18 protein-coding genes and 1 pseudogene are annotated in these 18,721 nt (G+C 59.4%); 13 read left to right on the top strand and 6 right to left on the bottom strand.

The genetic code is table 11. From position 1 onward, the window contains the following. Positions 1-303: 303 nt before the first annotated feature. The 9 genes and pseudogenes from HHJ18_RS12980 (at position 304) to HHJ18_RS12945 (ending at position 10,419) form a co-directional block, all read left to right on the top strand. Positions 304-4,383, top strand: coding sequence for a hemagglutinin repeat-containing protein (locus tag HHJ18_RS12980; protein ID WP_296915910.1), 4,080 nt, complete (start codon positions 304-306; stop codon positions 4,381-4,383). Continuing rightward, positions 4,380-4,676: a hypothetical protein gene (locus HHJ18_RS12975; protein ID WP_296915908.1), complete on the top strand. Its 297-nt coding sequence runs from the start codon at positions 4,380-4,382 to the stop codon at positions 4,674-4,676. Before HHJ18_RS12980 ends, HHJ18_RS12975 begins: the two co-directional genes overlap by 4 nt. A gap of 63 nt (positions 4,677-4,739) precedes the next feature. After that, entirely contained in the window at positions 4,740-5,141 is a 402-nt protein-coding gene (locus HHJ18_RS12970) for a hypothetical protein (protein WP_296915907.1), read from the top strand. A gap of 149 nt (positions 5,142-5,290) precedes the next feature. After that, positions 5,291-5,821, top strand: coding sequence for a hypothetical protein (locus HHJ18_RS12965; RefSeq protein WP_296915906.1), 531 nt, complete (start codon positions 5,291-5,293; stop codon positions 5,819-5,821). Positions 5,822-5,888: 67 nt separating this feature from the next. Beyond that, positions 5,889-6,323 (top strand): annotated as a pseudogene (locus HHJ18_RS20985) (hypothetical protein); the annotation flags it as partial. 107 nt (positions 6,324-6,430) lie between these two features. Beyond that, positions 6,431-8,404, top strand: a complete 1,974-nt coding sequence (locus HHJ18_RS12960) for a hemagglutinin repeat-containing protein (RefSeq protein WP_296915905.1) — start codon at positions 6,431-6,433, stop codon at positions 8,402-8,404. 8 nt (positions 8,405-8,412) lie between these two features. Continuing rightward, positions 8,413-9,228, top strand: coding sequence for a hypothetical protein (locus HHJ18_RS12955; protein ID WP_296915903.1), 816 nt, complete (start codon positions 8,413-8,415; stop codon positions 9,226-9,228). Positions 9,229-9,262: 34 nt separating this feature from the next. Further along, complete coding sequence (locus HHJ18_RS12950) at positions 9,263-9,718, top strand: hypothetical protein (protein WP_296915901.1); 456 nt, start codon at positions 9,263-9,265, stop codon at positions 9,716-9,718. A gap of 113 nt (positions 9,719-9,831) precedes the next feature. After that, on the top strand, positions 9,832-10,419 hold the full coding sequence (locus HHJ18_RS12945; protein WP_296915900.1) for a hypothetical protein: 588 nt from the start codon (positions 9,832-9,834) through the stop codon (positions 10,417-10,419). 217 nt (positions 10,420-10,636) lie between these two features. On the opposite strand, the gene HHJ18_RS12940 is transcribed toward HHJ18_RS12945, so the two are convergent. From HHJ18_RS12940 to HHJ18_RS12925, 4 genes are all read right to left on the bottom strand, one after another. Next, complete coding sequence (locus tag HHJ18_RS12940) at positions 10,637-10,960, bottom strand: VTT domain-containing protein (protein ID WP_296915898.1); 324 nt, start codon at positions 10,958-10,960, stop codon at positions 10,637-10,639. Positions 10,961-11,282: 322 nt separating this feature from the next. Continuing rightward, positions 11,283-11,495, bottom strand: coding sequence for a DUF3820 family protein (locus HHJ18_RS12935; protein ID WP_296915896.1), 213 nt, complete (start codon positions 11,493-11,495; stop codon positions 11,283-11,285). Between the two features lie 5 nt (positions 11,496-11,500). Further along, positions 11,501-11,863: a translation initiation factor Sui1 gene (locus HHJ18_RS12930; RefSeq protein WP_296915895.1), complete on the bottom strand. Its 363-nt coding sequence runs from the start codon at positions 11,861-11,863 to the stop codon at positions 11,501-11,503. A 90-nt stretch (positions 11,864-11,953) separates the two neighbouring features. Then, positions 11,954-12,595, bottom strand: a complete 642-nt coding sequence (locus HHJ18_RS12925) for an FHA domain-containing protein (RefSeq protein ID WP_296915893.1) — start codon at positions 12,593-12,595, stop codon at positions 11,954-11,956. Positions 12,596-12,827: 232 nt separating this feature from the next. On the opposite strand from HHJ18_RS12925, the gene HHJ18_RS12920 reads away from it, so the two are divergent. Further along, positions 12,828-14,045: a 6-phosphofructokinase gene (locus tag HHJ18_RS12920; protein WP_296915892.1), complete on the top strand. Its 1,218-nt coding sequence runs from the start codon at positions 12,828-12,830 to the stop codon at positions 14,043-14,045. Positions 14,046-14,368: 323 nt separating this feature from the next. Continuing rightward, on the top strand, positions 14,369-15,652 hold the full coding sequence (locus HHJ18_RS12915; RefSeq protein ID WP_296915890.1) for a phospholipase D-like domain-containing protein: 1,284 nt from the start codon (positions 14,369-14,371) through the stop codon (positions 15,650-15,652). A gap of 249 nt (positions 15,653-15,901) precedes the next feature. On the opposite strand, the gene HHJ18_RS12910 is transcribed toward HHJ18_RS12915, so the two are convergent. Continuing rightward, complete coding sequence (locus HHJ18_RS12910; protein WP_296915888.1) at positions 15,902-16,492, bottom strand: DUF2889 domain-containing protein; 591 nt, start codon at positions 16,490-16,492, stop codon at positions 15,902-15,904. 171 nt (positions 16,493-16,663) lie between these two features. Here HHJ18_RS12910 and msrB point away from each other — a divergent pair, with 171 nt between their 5' ends. Further along, positions 16,664-17,164: a peptide-methionine (R)-S-oxide reductase MsrB gene (gene msrB / locus HHJ18_RS12905; RefSeq protein ID WP_296915887.1), complete on the top strand. Its 501-nt coding sequence runs from the start codon at positions 16,664-16,666 to the stop codon at positions 17,162-17,164. A gap of 44 nt (positions 17,165-17,208) precedes the next feature. Beyond that, the gene (gene msrA / locus HHJ18_RS12900; RefSeq protein ID WP_296916604.1) at positions 17,209-17,913 is read left to right on the top strand and encodes a peptide-methionine (S)-S-oxide reductase MsrA; all 705 of its coding nucleotides are present in this window, start codon (positions 17,209-17,211) and stop codon (positions 17,911-17,913) included. A 220-nt stretch (positions 17,914-18,133) separates the two neighbouring features. Here msrA and HHJ18_RS12895 read toward each other — a convergent pair whose 3' ends face one another. Continuing rightward, positions 18,134-18,508: a cytochrome C gene (locus tag HHJ18_RS12895; protein ID WP_296915886.1), complete on the bottom strand. Its 375-nt coding sequence runs from the start codon at positions 18,506-18,508 to the stop codon at positions 18,134-18,136. Positions 18,509-18,721 lie beyond the last annotated feature (213 nt).

Below are 18,721 nucleotides of genomic sequence, written 5' to 3'. Positions count from 1 at the left end.
TACTGCATCCTCCTCAACAAATCACGCGGCCGGCGCATGGAGATCCATGAATTAGCCAGCATCTGCAACAAAAGTGCTGGTGGCACGACCACTGGCACCCGTAAAGGGCTCTCCTTCCGCATCAGCCAGAGCAGACCTTAATGAAGACCCCGCCCCAAGGGGCGGGTTATCAGACACCACAAACACCATACGGCTCACTTGCGTTCGCCTTGCAGAGAAACGCCGCAAGCGGCGGGGGATTTACCCGCCATGATTAAGGCATCAAAATTGCCTCCTGCCCAATCAATACGGGCGCAATCTGCTATGAATTCAATAGCGTTTCAAATATTATTAAGCGACGGCTTCTACGAGCAACGCCTGGTCAGGGAGCAAGTCGCCCAGCTCACCGGCCGCAGGTTTCTGGCCGACTACAGCAGCTACGAGCAGGAGTACCAGGCCCTGATGGACGCAGGCATTACCTATGCCGGGCAGCACCAGCTGCGCCCCGGCATCGCCCTGAGTGCCGCCCAGATGGCGCAACTCAGCAGCGACATCGTCTGGCTGGTCGAGCAGGACGTCACGCTGGCAGACGGCTCCCGGCAAAAGGCTCTGGTGCCGCAGGTCTACGTCCGCGTCAAGGACGGCGATCTTGCCCCCAGCGGCGCGCTGCTCGCCGGCAGCAGCATTAACCTGAACCTCAGCGGTGACCTGACCAACAGTGGAACCATCGCAGGGCGCAGCATCGTCAGCCTCACAGCAGACAACGTGCACAACTTGGGCGGGCGCATCACGGGCGATGCCGTCTCCGTCACCGCCAGAACCGATCTCAACAACCTGGGCGGCACGATCGCCGCGGGCAGCGCACTGATCGCAACTGCCGGACGCGACCTCAACGTGCAGACCACCACCAGCAGCGCCACCAACCAGACGTTCAGCAACGGCAGCGCCAACACCTTCAGCCGCACCGGCATTGACCGCGTGGCCGGGCTGTATGTCAGCAACCCGGGCGGCGTGCTGGTGGCCAGCGCCGGGCGCGATGTCAACCTGATCGCAGGCGTCATCGCCAACAGCGGCCAGGGCGGCATTACCGTCATCGACGCCAGGCGCAACCTCAACCTGGGCGTGGTCAACACATCGAGCAGCAGCGCCTTGGTGCGCGACGCCGACAACTACCTCAAAGACAGCCAAAGCGCCGAGCTCGGCAGCCAGATCCAGGCCGCGGGTAACCTTCGCCTGGCCGCCGGCGTTGACCTGAACGCCAAGGCCGCCAGTGTGCAGGCGCAAGGCGCCCTGCTGGCCACGGCCGGCAACAACGTCAACATCACGGCAGGCCAAAAAAGCAATGGCTACAGCTTTGGCCTGACCACCAGCGAAAGCGACCTCTTCAGCTCCACCAGCACCATAGAGCGCCGCGCCAGCCAGCAGGCCAGCGCTGTCGGCGCCAGCCTGGGCGGCAACACCATCACCGTGGTGGCCGGGCAGGACCTCAGCGTCGAGGGCTCCAACATCGTCTCGGACAGCGCCACCACCCTGATCGCCAAGCGCAACATCACGGTAGCGGCCGCGCAGAGCAGCCAGGCCAGCAGCAGCTTCAAGCAAACCACCACCTCGGGCCTGCTCGACGGCGGCGGCATCGGCATCACCATCGGCACGCGCGAGCAATCCCTGGCGCAGCAAGACCGCTCCACCACGGCCGCAGCCAGCACCGTGGCCAGCATAGGCGGCAACGTCACCATCATGGCGGGCAATCAGTACACGCAAATCGGCAGCGACGTGGTCGCGCCAGGCGGCGACATCACCATCCTGGCCAAAAAAGTCGACATCACGGAAAGCCGGGAAACCAGCGCCAGCCAGAGCGAGCAGAAGTTCAAGCAGTCCGGCTTGAGCCTGGAGCTCACCTCCCCCGTAATCAGCGCGCTGCAGACTGCCCAGCAGATGGGCCAGGCGGCAGGCAACACCAGCGACGGGCGCATGAAGGGCCTGGCCGTGGCCAACAGCGCCCTGGCCGCCAACAACGCCGCCAACGCCGTCAAAGCCGGCCAGGGCACGACTATAGACGGCAAGCAAGGCCAGATCGCGACTTTCGATGACAAAGGCAATTCCACCGGATCGCGCGATGCCACTGCCGCAGACAAAGCCGGCGGCATCAACATCTCGTTGAGCTACGGCAGCAGTAAAAGCGAGAGCAAGCAGCAAAGCCAGAGCGACAGCGCCCGCGGCTCCAGCGTGACTGCCGGCGGCAACATCGCCATCATCGCCAGCGGCGGCGGCAAGGCAAGCGACCTGCTGATCCAAGGCAGCACGGTAGCGGCCGGCCAGTCTGTCCAGCTCAGTGCAGACCACGACATCCGGCTGCTGGCAGCAGCGAACAACGCAAGCCAGACCGACACCAACACCAGCAGCTCCGGCAGCATCGGCGTGAGCTACGGCACCGACGGTTTCATGGTTAACGTCAGCGCCAGCGGGGCCAAGGGCAAGGCCGATGGCGCGGACACCAGCTACACCAATACCCAAATCAAAGCAGGCAACAAAGCAGGCGACAGCGTTACCCTGAAGTCCGGCGGTGACACCACCTTGCAGGGTGCAGTCATAGCGGCCAATACCGTCAAAGCCGACGTGGGCGGCAACCTCAACATCGAGAGCCTGCAGGACAGCAGCCAGTACGCCAGCAAGCAGCAAAGCATGGGCGGCAGCGTCTCGGTGGGCTACGGCAAGATGAGCGGCAGCTTCAGCGCCAGCAAAAGCGACATCAACAGCACTTACGCCAGCGTGACCGAGCAATCGGGCATCAAGGCCGGCGACGGCGGGTTTCAGGTCGATGTGAAGGGAAACACCGATCTGAAAGGCGCCGTGATTGCCAGCACCGACCAAGCGGTACAGGACAACAAGAACACTTTCATTACGGCAAGCCTCACCACCAGCGACCTCCAGAACAAAGCCGACTACAAAGCCAGCAGCGCCAGCCTGAGCGTAGGGGCCGGCCAGCAGGGCAGCACCGCCAGCATGAGCGGCGTCGGCGCGGGCATAGGCAGCGACAAGGGCAGTGCCTCCAGCACGACCAGCAGCGGCATCTCGGGCATTGCCGGCAACACCGCCGTGCGGAGCACCGACGCGCCCACCGGCCTTGGCAGGATCTTTGACGCCGACAAGGTGCAAAAGGAAGTCAACGCGCAAATGCAGATCACCCAGGCGTTCAGCAAGGAAGCGCCCAAGGCGGTGGCCAGCTATGCGGCGGGCCAGGCCGCAGACCTCAGAAAACAAAACAACGAGGAAGAAGCCAAAAAGTGGGATGAAGGCGGCGTTTACCGCATCGCGCTGCACACCGCCGCTGGTGCGCTGGGTGGAGGCGCCAGCGGCGCGGCAGGCGCGGCCACCAGCGCCAGCGCAGCGCCGCTGATGAACCAGTTGCAGGACGGCATTCAGGAGCGCCTGCAGACGGCGGGCCTGAGTCCCAACGCGGCCAAAGGCATTGCCCAGGGCGTTACCGCCTTGACCGCAGCGGGGGTGGGTGCGGCAGTCGGTGGCGCGCAGGGGGCGGCAACTGCGCTGACGGTGGATGCCAATAACCGGCAACTGCATCCGACGGAGCAAAAGAAAGCCCAGGAACTGGCGGCCAAGAGCGGCAGCAAGTACACCAAGGAACAGATTGAGGAGCAGATGCGCCTGATGGGCAACGAGGCGTCGGGCGTTAAGGCGAACAAGATCGAAGTGCTGAATAACTCCGAAGCGATTGCTGGCAACCTCAGTCAGGACCCGGGCATGCCCAAAATCGTCGGTGGCACGGTTGTGATTGAGAAAACGGGCCAAGCCAACGCAGAGATTCAGCTGTTCATCATTGCCAACACCAAAGACGGCTCGGGTTTCATTCCCGGTCAGTCGCAATACACTCTGAGCAGCACAAGCTCGAATGCGCCAACTCTCACCAACACACCAACGGCCATGCAGTCACAAACGGCCAATTGTGCAAACAATGATCTGGCTTGCAGGTCGGGGGTTGGAGCGCAGCAAAATGCGCCGTTGAGCCAGCAGACGCGAGAGGCTATTGCTGATGGGGCATCTACTTTGAGCCGGCAAGCGGGGGTGGTTGCGGCGGGTGCGGTTGCCGTCAGCAGTCAGGTTGGTCCTTACGGACAATCCGCAAAAGCCGTTGCAGTCGGTGCTACTGTCATTGGCTTTGGTGCGGATGTTGTGGAGCAGGTGATGAAGCCCAATGTTGGACAAACGTCTGCCAATCTGATTGGCTTTGGTGTCGGGGTGAGCATTGAGCCGTTACCGGGAGGAAAGGTAGTCGCACCACTCACAAATGAAATTATCGAGGCTGTAAAAAGTAGCTCTACGGTACAAAGCATCAGCACACGCATTAATGAGTTTCTTAATCCTTCAACCGAAGGGGTAAAAAAATGAAAATAGAACTATTTTTGAAGGATGGCTGGTTTACCAAAATAGGCTCCTTTTCATGCCTATTTTCAGGCGTAGCTATCGTTGGGTTAGTCGTGTGGCTTGAGCCGCCAAAAATAATTTATATAATTTTTCTGATAATTGGATTGGTACTTGTGGGCTTGGCGGGATGTGAAGCGCGTGCGCGGGCACTTGATCTACAGCCGCCTTTCACTAGCGACCCATTAGGCTGGCGCAAAGCCAAAGAGAGTTACAAAACACCAGAAGATCCAGAAGGCCAAGCGACTAAGGACAAGTGACAACTCAGCCCGACGGTGCTTGACTCAGCTGAATCAATTAGCGAACTAAAAATAAATATAACCATGAAAATGTTAAAGCATCTAATCTGCCTAATCGCATTGACCTCCTCTTCGGTGTTCTCGGCAGAGCCCCCAGAATGCAAACAGCAAACGGTTGAAAAATCAGTGATTGAAATGTGTCTGCTTCGCGGAGCTGCGTTCCAACATGACTTGTACACACTGAAAGCAGACAAGGTATTAATTTTCGCGTTGGTGGATGACTTCTCGGAAAAAGTTGAAATAGAACACGCCGTTCCTTCGGGCCCTTCCATTGAGTTTCCCCTGTCAAAGCAGGACGTCTCCTCAGTAAAAATTACGGGAGGCTGCGCTCCTGAAAGCAAAGACGGAATGGAAATCGCACGACTTTGTAATTTCTATTGGGGCAAATTTCAAGTCGTCAAAGATGTTCGTTTTGAATTCAAGTAGCCTTTGATTGTATGGGACATGGCGGTCATGACCCATGAACAAACACCTATCCAGAATAATTTTCAACCCAGCAAGCGGCCAGCGGATGAGTTTGCAGAGTATTTGAAAAATCTGGGTTTGATACAAAGCGCGAAAGATAAGGTAGGCAGATGAAAATCGTTAAAGATGGAAACTTGCACTTTTGGATAAGAACCGGACTCAGTTTTGTTGGCGCTGGCGCCATCTTTTTATCGGTCCTATTCATCCATGAAAAAACTGTCATGTGGGTTGCGGCTTGCTTGGGGTTGGGCCTAGGTGCGATTGGGTACTACTCTGCACAGGCCGCAATTTTCGGCGTTAAGCCGTTTGCCAATAAACCAGTTCAACATGTGAGGGAGAAAGAAACGCCTTTAAAAAATAACCGTGCGATGAAATTGCTTCTCATCACGATGATTTCTTCCTCAATATTTCTGCACTTTTTTGCATCCTTGAGCAACTATGGCGCATTGGCGATATTGGTATGGACCAGCCTATGCTGCTGGAACGTATACGCATTTTTCAAGGATCATGACATGTGGCCTTATCAGTTTTTCGAGTTGAAAGCTAGCGGAAATGTCAGCGGTCGCACCTTCGTGCTTTGGGTTTCGGTTGGCATTTTCTTTCTAGGACTAGTAGGAATTGCGTGGCAAGCCTGGTCATAGCGCCTGCCAAAAGCGCAAGTATCAGCCCGACTGTCCCCAGCGCGGATGAACCTCAAAAACCCACCGCCTCGTCGTCAACAGGACCAGATGCTGTTTGATGGCAGTGGCCGAAACTGCCCACAGTTGCAGCGAGTCCGACGCATCTGGCGCAAGGCACAGGCCACACCGCCGCAGTCGTTGTGCGTGCTCAATCCATGCGCCTTATGCATCAAAAGTGCCTCCGCCTCAGGCAGAACATGCGCAAGCAGCTATCAATTTGGTAGCGTTTCAGACCAACTACCGCCAGTGGCTAGATTCAGACAAAAGTGACCCCGCAATTTTGAACAGCGCTATAACTGGGAACTCCGGACAGGGTTCCAACGGTGCAGAGTTTTTCACGGCAGCGGCGGTTGCTTGCGTCGAGCCGACCAACTCGGTGGGGAACCGGGTTTTCCTTTTCCTGCAGCCTCTGCGAGTTTGGGTAGCACTGCACCCATGCTCCAAAGCATCATTTCAAGCATGAAAAATGCCCGAAGCCGCCGTTCTATATGCGCAAGCAGCTACGAATTCGATAGCACTTAAAAAAACAGGCAACGGCTTCCACGAGCAGCGCTTTTGATCAGAGAGCAAGTGAGCCTGCTCACCAGCCGCAGGTTCCTGGACGATTACGGCAGCGACGAGCAGGAGTACCAAACCCTCATAAACGCGGGCAGCGCCCTCATCGCCACTGCCGGGCGCGACCTCAACGTGCAGACCACCACCAGCAGCGCCACCAACCAGACGTTCAGCAACGGTAGCGCCAACACCTCCGGCAGCATCGGAATCAGCTACGGCACCGATGGTTTCATGATCAACGTCAGCGCCAGCGGGGCCAAGGGCAAGGCCGATGGCGCGGACACCAGCTACAGCAATACCCAAATCAAAGCAGGCAACAAAGCAGGCGACAGCGTTACCCTGAAGTCCGGCGGTGACACCACCTTGCAGGGTGCAGTCATAGCGGCCAATACCGTCAAAGCCGACGTGGGCGGCAACCTGACTATCGAGAGCCTGCAGGACACCAGCATCTACAACAGCAAACAGCAAAGTATGGGCGGCAGCCTGAGCATCGGCTTTGGCGCCATCAGCGGTAGTGTCAGTGCCAGCAAGAGCAGCAGCAGCAACAACTACGCCAGCGTGACCGAACAGTCGGGCATCAAGGCGGGTGACGGCGGATTCGATGTCAGCGTCAAAGGCCATACCGATCTGAAAGGCGCTGTCATTGCCAGCACGGGTCAGGCTATCGCAGACAATAAAAACCGCTTGGGTACCGGCACGCTCACCACCAGCGATCTTCAAAACAAATCAGAGGCGAGCGCCAGCAGCAGCGGCATCAGCCTGAGCTCGGACATGCTGAGCCAGGGCAAGTATGGCGCGGCCAAAGCGGTGGCGGGCAACGCGCTCAACACTGCCAGCGCATCGGGCAGCTCTTCGGGACAAACCAGAAGCGCGGTGAGTGCGGGCGCGGTGACCATCACCGATGAAGCGGCGCAGCAGGCAAAAACCGGTAAGACCGGCCAGAAAACAATTGCCAGCCTGAAGCGGGACACTGCCACTGCGCAGACAGCGGCTGTCAAGCAAGATGCGCAAGCCATGCAGCAGACGGTGGAGGCCGAACGGGCGATTAAGCAGGAGGCGGTCAAGATCGTCACCACCTTCACCGACGAGACTTACAGATCAAGGTTTCAAGAAAAGCCGAAGTTCTTCAAAGTGGAGTGCCCGGCCGGGGCCAACTGTGTGGCCGACCCGAGCAAGCTCAGCCGCAGTCCAGCCACACCGCAGGAAGTCGCCGCCAACGCCAGTCCAGACATGGTGATGGCGGTCAATGGCATCTTCAATGATGAAAAGCGCGCGGTGGAGTTGGCATATCAAAATGCAGCGAACGTTGACAAGACAGACCAAAACCCCGGTGGAAATAAGCCTGCTACCATTTATCTGATGCACGTTAAGCCGGCCCAAAACTCCATCTCGGAACTGATGGGCGTGGCCTATGAAAAGGCGATCAATTCCATGGACTACGGCGCCGCCAACTTCTTCGGCTACACGAATGCAGCCGAAACCTATGCCGGCGCACTGTCCAGCCGTGAAGACAAAGCGACCAATTCGCTGGGCCACAGCCGGGGTACGCTGGTTCAAGAGAGTTCGTTCACGATTTTGGCTAATCGCCCGGATGAAAGCGGCAAAACCTCTACCAACCCCAATCTATCGGTGCGTGGGGTGGGCGGGGCGGCTGATTTGCAGAGTTATACGGAGGCGGCTGTCAAGATCACGGGTGAAAAAGCAAGGGACAGCATTACCTACAGCTACTTCAGCAACGACCCCGTTTCGACTTCCAAGTTCTCCGGCGGCAACCCCGGTGTGTGGACGTTAAAAGACTTATGGCAGGTATATGACACCAGCAACAGCATGCACAGTTGTTACGGTACAGGTGGCAATAATTGCTCACAAGTGGAGACACCTGTGCGTAACGGACCGCAAGGCACTCCGGAGGGCAATGCCAGACTGATTCAATTTAAAGGCGGTCAGCAAGTTGCTCGTGACGACAACCCAATCACTGGAGCGAAGTGAGGTTGACCGTGGAAAATAAAACAGCAATCTTTGTCAGTTGCCTTGCGCTGCTTGCCACATTGTCAGCTTGCGGAGTAGAACAAGAGGTCAAACGTAACGATGATCGCTATATGCAGCCCGGCGCGCTCGATGGGCCGTTGACGGGCTTTTACGATACCTACCGCATTAAGTTTCTCGATAAATATCGCGTTACGCATCAATGGCCTGTTATAGGTAATTGCAAATACAGCAAATTGCCGACGCTTGGTCGAAAAAATGATCGCTATAAGGGTGAGATTTACGCCGTCGACGACATTTATGAGGACAGTGGTGGCACAAAACAACGCGGCGCCCATCCGCAGTGGAACTTCGACCGCTTTGTTCGCAGCGTTAAAGTAATGAATCCTGTCTATGGTCAGGTCAACGGCGTGCGGCAAAAAACAGGCGAAGAAGAAATTGAGGCAGGGCTGCAGTCGCTGTGCTTTGAATCCTGGTACGCGACCAGCCATTCATTGGTGATGCGGCTGCACAAGCGAGATCTGGAGACTTGGAAGGCGTTCAATACGCAGTTCAATCAAAAAGGAAAATGGTCTGAGCAGCGTGTCGCGGGCAATGTCTGGACCGTGCAAGAAGTCCCGGAGCAAGAACTTTCGTCCCGAGCACGCGGTGCCGCGGGAGGATGGTTTCAAAGCTGGCTCATGCCCATTGGCGATACTGGCTACACCATTTCCCTGCAGCTGGGTGCCAGTCAGGAGTCAATGCAACATCCCGAAGCCCATGCCCGCATGAAGGCGATGTTCCGCCACCTGATCGAGTCCATCAAGATCGAATCATTGCAACCTTGAAAATTGCATTCATCACAAGTGAGAATAAAAAACCATGTTGCACTGTCTGCTCTTATTTATTTCCTTGGTTTTTATTGCCGGATGCGCCGGCACTGGCCAGCAGAGCAAGCAACCCAGTCCGCAGCAAATAAAAGTTGTTGCTTGCATGGCTGCAATCCAGTCGACTGATTGGATAGCTCTGGAAGTGCCCTCTTCTAAAAGCGGCATCGCCAACAAGATGGCAGCTGCAACCATGAAGATGGGGGGCTCCATCACGGTGGATGCGCTGGTCAAGGTTTTGTCGCAACCGACGCGACCCGCCCTTGCCGTCATTGGAGAAAGCGACGAACTAACGGCTGCCACCTTGCAGGCAGCTTTGGACAAGTTGGCACCTGCACCGGGGCGTTCAAAAAAACCAATTTGTTTTGTTGGTGAGGCGTCCTATGCCGCGCAACTCAAGCCTGTGGCCGAAAGCGTCGGACTCCCCTTGTTTGTAGTTCCCCACCCCTGAACCAAGCGTCTGGTCTGACCGGTACGGTCAGTGCCGCCTTTGTAACCGGCACCAGCCTGCGCTACCAGCTGGCCGGACTTGCTTCGCAGTCATTCGGCGCGGCAACTCAGGTGGTGCAAGACGCCACAGGTGCCGTGACCAAGCTGGCCGGCGTCACGCTAACCGGCAGCCCGACCGCGACCCACGAAATCAGCGGGGATGCCAACTATGCCCAGGGCCGCTGGGTGCAAGGCACGGTGACGAGTGCCTCTGGTGGCACAACGCTGACGGGCACCTCCAACGACGCCTACCACTATGTCGTATTCAACCAATTGGCAGCGCTGCCCACCACCGGTGCGCCCTCCTGCGCTGCCGGGCGCATGACGGCGCCCACGTACACGGGCGGCGGCACGCCCGGCAGTGCGGCCAACAGCGGAACCGCAAGCGCCACGGCAACCTTAAGCTTCAGTGGGACCATCACGACGATCGTGGTGACCGTGACGGCGCAGGCCGGCGGCAGCAGTGGCACGGTCAATGGAAACACCTCGATTTCCTCACCCACGCAGAGCGGAATTACCGGCTCGTATTTAGGCAACGGCCCGGGCACGCAGCTGGCGGTGGGCGATGGCGGCACCGGTAAATACATCGTAGCTTCAGGCTATAAGGTGACCCTTGCCAATGGCGCCAATTACCAGGGCGTGGCAACCTTCCTTTGCCAATAGCCTGCAGCGCAAGCCGTCAGAGCGTCCCGGCAGTCAATCCGGGGCGCTTTTGATCGGCAATCGGATGAATAAGCAAAGGGCGCATTCGAGCCCCGAGGGCAACAGGTTTGAGTTTATTCGTCCTTGAATCCAAGGTCTAACAGGCCTCTAGCCCAATAAAAACGGGCGCAACCAGCTATGCTTTTAATAGCAATCGGCGGCCGAACAGGCACCCCCTTCAAACCCCCGCGATGTGCAGCGCCTTGGACAGATAGGCAAAAAAGATGCGATACAGGGCAATCGGCAGGGGCAGGCCCAGCGCGGTGCGTATGAGGTAACTGCGAAAACTCACGCCCGACAGCGCCAGCGTGTAGTTCAGCGCCGGCACGGTCTGCAGCAGCATCCTGAGCAGCACGATGGCGCTGATAGGTCGCGCATCGAGCCGCGCCAGCAGCCGCCTGGCCCGCCGGCCATTGAGCTGCCGCGGGGCATCACCGCCGAACAGGCGGATCAGCCAGAAGGTCAAGGCACACGACACCACAGCCGCCAGATAAGTCGCCACGCCGCCCCAGACCTAGCCATGCCGACCAAACTGGACTACAAGAATCCCAAACACATCCAGGCGCCTTTTGTCACCAACACCTAACCCGGCGGCTACTGCGAAGACCAGGGCTACAACTGGTTTGGTGGCAGTTGAGCGCACCCGATCGCCGGGCAGTACTGCAGCTCCTGGGCGGCCAAAAATATCGAATAAAAAGGCCTTTAGCCCAATAAAGACGGGCGTAAACAGCTATGTTTTTTATAGCGCTCCGGGTCCTACGGTGGCGCGCCATGGGCGGGACTGCGCTGGCTTCTCCCAAGCCGCACGATGTGGCGCAGCCATCTCAGCGCTTACGCAGCGGATCGAGCAATGCCGACAATCCGTTGTGGTCGATCTCGTGCATCAGTGCCAGCAGGCGGCCAATTTCACCTTTGGGAAAGCCCTCGCGGGCAAACCAGTTGAGGTAGTTGCCGGGCAGGTCGGCAATCAACCGCCCCTTGTACTTGCCAAAAGGCATTTCGCGCGTCAGCAAGAGTTGCAGGTCTTCGGGGTTCAAGCGCTTTACCCGCCCGCCCGTTTGGCCGCGTAGCCGTGCTTTTGCAGGGTCTGCAGCACCAGCTCGCAGTGGTCGCCCTGCACTTCAATTACGCCGTCTTTCGCCGTGCCACCCGAGCCGCACGCCGCCCGCAGCTGCTTGCCAAGCTGGGCCAGCGCCAGCGCATCGAGCGCCAGCCCCTTGACCACGGTGACCGTCTTGCCGCCGCGGCCTTTGGTCGATCTGGAGACGCGCACCACGCCGTCGGATGGCGCCACACTCTGCGCCTGCCGGCAGACGCAGCCGCTGATCGGTTGGCGGCAATCGGGGCACATTCTCCCGGCGCCGGTGGAATAGACGAGCCCGCTGCCTGAAGGGTTTCTCTGCATCGTGGAATTATGACGGCCCATGACGGCCCATGACGGCCCATGACGGCCCATGACGGCGCAACCGGGCTGCGCGTACCTGCCCGCCAGTGCTTATTTGCCGTTAAGCAAAAATGTCATCGCCGTGCCTGCCAGCTCCAGCACATCGTTGTGCGCCAGCGCAACCGCCTCAGGCCCAATCGTCTTGCCGTTAAGCGTGGGCACGGTCTCGCCGTCTATGCGCGACACGTAGTAGCCGTCACGCCGGTGCGAGACCGACACGCGGGCGACCCCCGGCTGGCCAAACGTCGTCACAGCCTTGAGCAGCGGCAGCTCCAGTCCGGCGGTGTCCCCCGACAGTGTCTTGAAACAGGCCTGCAACACGCCCGAGGTGCCGGGCAGTCCCAGTGCATCGAGCGACATCGCCGTTGTCGGTTGCGGCGCGCCCGGCTGCTCGCTAGCCGAGGCGGTGAAATACTGCAGGCGAAAATTGCCGATGGTGATGATGTCCTTGTCCTTCAGCGCTTCCCGGGACTTGATCATGTGGCCGTTGATATAAGTGCCATTGGTGCTGCCGAGGTCTTCGATCGTCACGTCCGCAATACCCTGAAGCGAAAACACGCAGTGCTCGCCACTGACCACCGGGTTGTGCAGCACGATGTCGTTATTCGGCTTGCGTCCAAGCGTCGTGCTTTCTTTTTTTAGATTGACGCGTTCGACTTCAACACCTTCGACGGACGCGATGAGCTGGGGCATGGGAACTCCTGCATGCGAATTAATATTCAGTCACGCCCAATGCGTTTCCGGTGATGAATGGTAGCCGCCCCGACGCAACGGCACAAGGTTACGAGTGCTAAAACAGGCTGCTGTCCGACAGCCTGAGGGGATGACTTTCGAGCTCAATGCCCAGGCGCTGCATAGCCGATGCCGGTGCTACGATCATTTCCATCGAACGGCACCGAACAGTACCGAACACACAGGACACACCATGACATCCACCAAGATTCTTGTAGCGCAGGGAGGCGGCCCGACCGCCGTCATCAACCAGTCGTTGGTTGGCGTGACGCTGGAAGCGCGGCGCTTTCGCAATGTCGAGCATGTTTACGGTGCGCGCCACGGCGTGCGCGGCATCGTCAATGAAGACTTCGTGCATCTGACGCAAGAGACCAGCCACAACCTGGAACTGGTCGCCAGCACGCCGGGCTCCGCGCTGGGCTCGACACGCGACAAGCCCGACGCCAAGTATTGCCAAGAGATCTTCAAGGTGCTGCAGGCGCACCAGATCGGCCACTTCTTCTACATCGGCGGCAACGACTCGTCCGATACGGTGCGCATCGTCAGCGCCGAAGCGCACAAGGCCGGCTATCCGCTGCGCTGCGTGCACATTCCCAAGACCATAGACAACGACCTGGTCGGCAACGACCATACGCCGGGCTTCCCCTCGGCCGCGCGCTTTGTGGCGCAAGCCTTTGCCGGCGCCAATCTGGACAATGCCGCCCTGCCCGGCGTGTATGTAGCCGTGGTGATGGGGCGCCATGCCGGGTTTTTAACCGCCGCTTCCGCGCTGGGCAGAAAATTTTCCGACGACGGCCCGCACCTGATTTACCTGCCAGAGCGCACCTTCGTGATGGCCGACTTCCTGGCCGATGTCAAGGCCACCTATCAGCGACTCGGGCGCTGCGTGGTGGCGGTGTCTGAGGGCATACACGACGCGTCGGGCAACCTGATTGCCAGCAGCCTTGCCAAGAACCTCGAACACGATGCCCACGGCAACGTGCAGCTGTCCGGCAGCGGCGCGCTGGCCGACCTGCTGTGCGAAGAAATCAAGGGCCAGCTGGGCATCAAGCGCGTGCGCGGCGATACCCTGGGCTACGTGCAGCGCTCATTTATCGGCTGCGTTTCTGATGTCGACCAGCGCGAAGCACGCGAGGTTGGTGAAAAAGCTGTGCAGTTCGCCATGAGCGGCCAGCGCGACGGTTCGGTCGCCATCAAACGCACCGGCTTTTATTCGGTCGACTACGAACTGCTGTCATTGGAGGCCGTGGCCGGTAAAACGCGGGTGATGGAGGATGAATTCATCTCGGCCAGCGGCACCGACGTGACCGATGCGTTTCGGCTCTACCTGCGGCCCCTGCTGGGCTCTGGCATGCCCGACGCATTCCGGCTGCGCAGCAACCCGGTGGCCAAGGTGCTGCGCCCGGCCTGAGGCGCGGCGCGGCTGCACTCACCACTAACTGCCGGCAGCGATCTGCCACCAGAGTCGTTTTGTTAGTCAAATACGTCTGCAGCCCTCTTACTCATTGCGTTACCAGCTATTAATTCAATAGCAGTCTGCGGATTCCCGGGCCTCATGCCCGGCGCAGGCTCATAGTGCAATTTTGACGCACCGAGCCGTTCCAGGCGGGAAGGGGCAAGTCCGCCGGATCAGCAGCAGGCGTGCCGCCACGCCCTGCAACCGGGCACACATAATGAACCTGAACCGACGCCGCATTTCAGCCCTGCCTTTCCTCAACATGGAGTGTTTCTACGATGACCGATTTCTTTCCAGGCGGACTGTCCTTCGTTCCCGCGCTGGTGTTTTTTGGCGTCGCCGCACTGCTGGTAATTGTCATCTGGTCCATCAGACGTCATCGCAGCCCGAAGCTGCGCATCGAAGGTGGTTCGTCCATCGCCGAGCTTATTCCGTCCCTTGCCGGCCTGACACTGAGCACAACCGTTGTCGGCAATTCGGTCGAAGTTCTTGAGAACGGTGCTTTTTTTGAGGTGCTGTTGAGGCGCATCGGTGCCGCCCAGAAGTCGGTGCACTTCGAAACGTTTTTATGGAAAGAAGGGGTGCTGGGCCAGCGCGTGGCCGACGCGCTGTCGGAGCGGGCGCGCGCCGGCAAAATAGTGCGGGTTCTTCTGGATGCGACCGGTTCCAGGAGAATGGGCGAAGCGGCTTGTCGCCAGTTGGTAGAAGCCGGCTGCAAGCTCGCCTTCTTCCATGAAAAAAAGTTTCGCAATATCGGCGTGCTGAACGACCGCGATCACAGAAAACTCGTGGTCATTGACGGCCGCGAAGCCTTCGTCGGCGGCCATTGCATCGTCGACAGCTGGCTCGGTGACGCCCAGGACCATGAACACTACGGCGACCTCAGTGTGCGCTTGCACGGCCCCATCGTGCACAGCGTGCAGGCCGCGTTCAGCGAAAACTGGGGCGGACAAACCGGCGAACTGTTCGTCGGCGACGCGGTGTTTCCTCACTTAGCCGCGGCAGGCAACGTGACGATTCATGCGGCCTACGCGAAGCCGGAAGGCTCGGCGCCAGCCGTGAAGATTCTTCACCACACCGCCATCTGCCTGGCGCGCAAGCGCATCTGGATTCAGAACCCCTATTTCATTCCCAAGCCCGAAGCGATAGACGCATTTGGCGAAGCCGTCAAGCGTGGTGTCGACGTGCGCGTACTGATGCCCTCGACCAGCGGCTCCGACAACCCCATGGTGCAGCACGCCGGCCACCGCAACTTCGAAAAGCTGCTGCGCTGCGGCGTGCGCCTGTTCGAATACCCGCACACACTGCTGCACCAGAAGGTGATGACCGTCGATGGCGTCTGGAGCGCCATCGGTTCGAGCAATTTTGACGACCGGTCTTTTGACACCAACGACGAAATTACCCTAGGCATTCTGGACGCCGCCGTGGCGCAGCGGCTTGATGCTGTCTTCGAAAAGTACACGCCGAAGTGCAAGGAAATCAAGCTCGAGGCGTGGAAGAAACGCGGGCTGTGGCACAAGCTGAAAGACAACGCGTTTTACCTGCTCCACGCCATCCTCTGATCCGGACGGCAGGCGCACCGGCGTTGAAGTGTCCTGCCAGCTTGACGCCAGACGCGTAGCCGGCAGTAACGGGCTCTAGACGGTCTGAACCTCGGGTTTGGCCGAATATTTAGACTAAATAGGCCTGTAGCCTATATGGTGCGGGCGTAAGCAGCTATTATTTTCATAGCAGGCAGAGCCCACTGGCGACTCCATCACCGGATGCCAGCAGCACCCGAAATCACGGTGCAAGCCGCCAGTTTGATCCGCTCAAACTTTGCGCTTCAGCGGCTGCCAGCCCGCAAACTCGGGGTGGTGGCGCTGCACCGCCGCACCATCAAAATCCCAGGCGATGCATTTGCCAAGGTGAAACGGCGGTGAGGGCGGCTCGGCGCTTTGCGGCTCGGGCAGGCCGGCTTGGCGGCGCAAGCGGTCGCGGTATATGGGAATGGTCTGGTAGGCCGCCGTTGCCATGTTAAACAGCAATTCGCGCAAATGCGTGCAGCCGCGCACGCCGCCCAGCGCCCGCTCTATGGCCTGGCGCCAACCCGGCCCCATGGTTACGCCCACCATCTGCTGCATCGGGTCGGTGCCTTGCCCGCATTCGGCAAACGGCGTGTGGTCACTTGAACTGGCGATCGCCCGAATCGTCAGCTGGTCGTCCAGTGTGGCGCGGATGGACATGCCGTGAATCGGGGTGCCCGCCGGCATGTCGCGGCTTTCGAAAGGCTGCAGCGCATAGGTTTTGGTGTCGCTCAGTTCGGCCTCGATGTCCCACAGGCCGTCCTCGCGGTGGTAGCCGCGAAAGACGACGGCGCGGGTGTGCAGGTGGGTTCGGGCTTGGGGTGCAGGCAGGGGCATAAAAGGTTTTCGTTAAGCAGACAGCTGTGATTTTCCCAGAATGCCGGCCCTGGCGTCGCTCTGTGTCGCTCGCTGGCCGCCAATTGGCCCTGTTGGCGTCGCGACTGTAAGAAACACCGCGCCACACTGACCAACAGCAAAGCCACAATGGGTCCAGCAAAAGGAAACTCCATGATGAGCCGAAGAAATGTTCTAAATACGCTGCTAGGCCTTGGCACTGTTTCCGCAGCGCTTGCCGGCGTGCGTAGCCTGTTCTCTAGCGGCCCCGCACATGCGGCGCCAAGTTATGAAGTCACGCGCAGCGACGCCGAATGGGGAAAACTGCTGCAGCCCGACCAGTACCGCGTCCTGCGCAAGGCCGGCACCGAGCGCCCGCACAGCAGCCCTTTGAACCAGGAAAAGCGCGCCGGCGTTTACGGCTGCGCGGGCTGTGCCCTGCCCCTTTTTTCATCTGCCAGCAAGTTTGAAAGTGGCACTGGCTGGCCCAGCTTTTGGCAGCCGCTGGACAAGGCGGTGGTGGAAGAAAGCGACACCACCTTGTTCATGAAGCGCACCGAAGTGTTATGCCAGCGCTGCGGCGGGCACTTGGGCCATGTGTTTGACGACGGCCCCAAACCGACCGGCCTGCGCTATTGCATGAACGGCGTGGCCATGAACTTCAAGGCGACGTGATCATGCGCAACTCGTTAATCCTGATGGTCGGCGGCGTGATCGCCATGTCGGCCTGGGTCTACGCGGGTGCAGGCGTGGGCGGCGGCATCAGCAGCAGTGCGGCAACCGAAGCGGCCGTCAAGCTGCCCGCCCCGGCGTTTGACTCCGCCACTTCCGCCACTGCCGCGCCGGCCGCGCCGGAAATCGCCGTGTTTGCCGGCGGCTGTTTCTGGGGGGTGCAGGCGGTGTTTCAGCACACCCAGGGCGTGCTCAATGCCGTCTCCGGCTACGCCGGCGGCGACAAGGCCACCGCCAGCTACAGCATGATCGGCTCGGGCCGTACCGGGCACGCCGAAGCCGTCCACATCACCTACGACCCGAAGCTGGTTTCTTACGGCAAGCTGCTGCAGATTTACTTTTCCGTCGTGCACGACCCGACCCAGTTGAACCGCCAGGGGCCGGACTCGGGCACGCAATACCGCTCTGCCATTTTTTACCAGAACGATAGCCAGAAGCAGGTGGCCGAGCGCTACATCGCGCAGCTGGAAGCCGCCAAGGCGTTCCCCGGCAAGATCGTGACCCAGCTCACGCCGCTGGCGCCACCGCTGGCCTTCTACCCGGCCGAAGGCTACCACCAGGACTACGCCACGTTGCACCCGCGCCAGCCCTACATCGCGCGCTTTGACCTGCCAAAAATCGCCAACCTCAAAACCATGATGCCCGAGCTGTACCGCGACATGCCGGTACTGGTGTCTCAGGCGGCGCAGTAGCGTGGTGACAGCGCCGTAATAACGCATCAACCCCGTTTTTCCGGATTGACCAGGCCAAATCAGGCTCTTGGCACGGCAGCTGGTGCAATTTAGACATCAAATATGCCGCTAGCCTATACAGTACGGGCGTTAGCAGCTATTATTTTCATAGCACGCGATGAACGAACTCGGACCAGCTCTGCCCACCCGCACCGGTGAGTCATGCAGCCTGGATGCCGGATCAAGCCCCGGGCTTGCTGCCGACACTACTCACTGGTCGCGCAAACTGGTAGATCGTGTCATTGAGGTGGCGGGCCACGTCATCAATGTCGGCCTCGCTCCAGCCCAGGCCCGTAGTTCCCTGCCAGCGACGCACCTGCGCCTTCAGCGTGACCCAGTCATACGCCTGCCTCTGGGCGCGCCAGTGAATCTGCGTCGTGTGGCACTCGATGCAGTGGGTCGAGTACAGCAATTGGCCGCGCGTTGAAACCGCTTCAGGCGCAGGCTGCGCCTGGGCCCACGTCGCCGCAGCCACGAAGGCTGCGAACGCGACGCGGCGGATCAGCGAAGGGGCCAGCGCTACGTGGAAGCCGGCACGGGCGGTCATGGAGTGCATGAAACCATATTAGTAGCGGGACGCGCTTCGACGTTGATATGGATCAAAAGCCAGGCAGTTGTTGCAAGGAAGGCGACAAGCGGCAGCTGCAGCCATAAAATCAGGGTAAATCGGGCTGCAGCCCAATAGGGACGGGCGGGAGCAGCTCCTTTTTTTATAGCAGTCCAGCAACGGCAGTTATTGCCGGTTTGGCCCGCTGTTCATGCGCGCGAG

The organism is Polaromonas sp., assembly GCF_012927455.1.
In the GTDB taxonomy this organism is placed as follows: domain Bacteria; phylum Pseudomonadota; class Gammaproteobacteria; order Burkholderiales; family Burkholderiaceae_C; genus Polaromonas.
The sequence above is the reverse complement of the archived record's forward strand: the minus strand, read 5'-3'. Positions and strand labels throughout refer to the sequence as shown.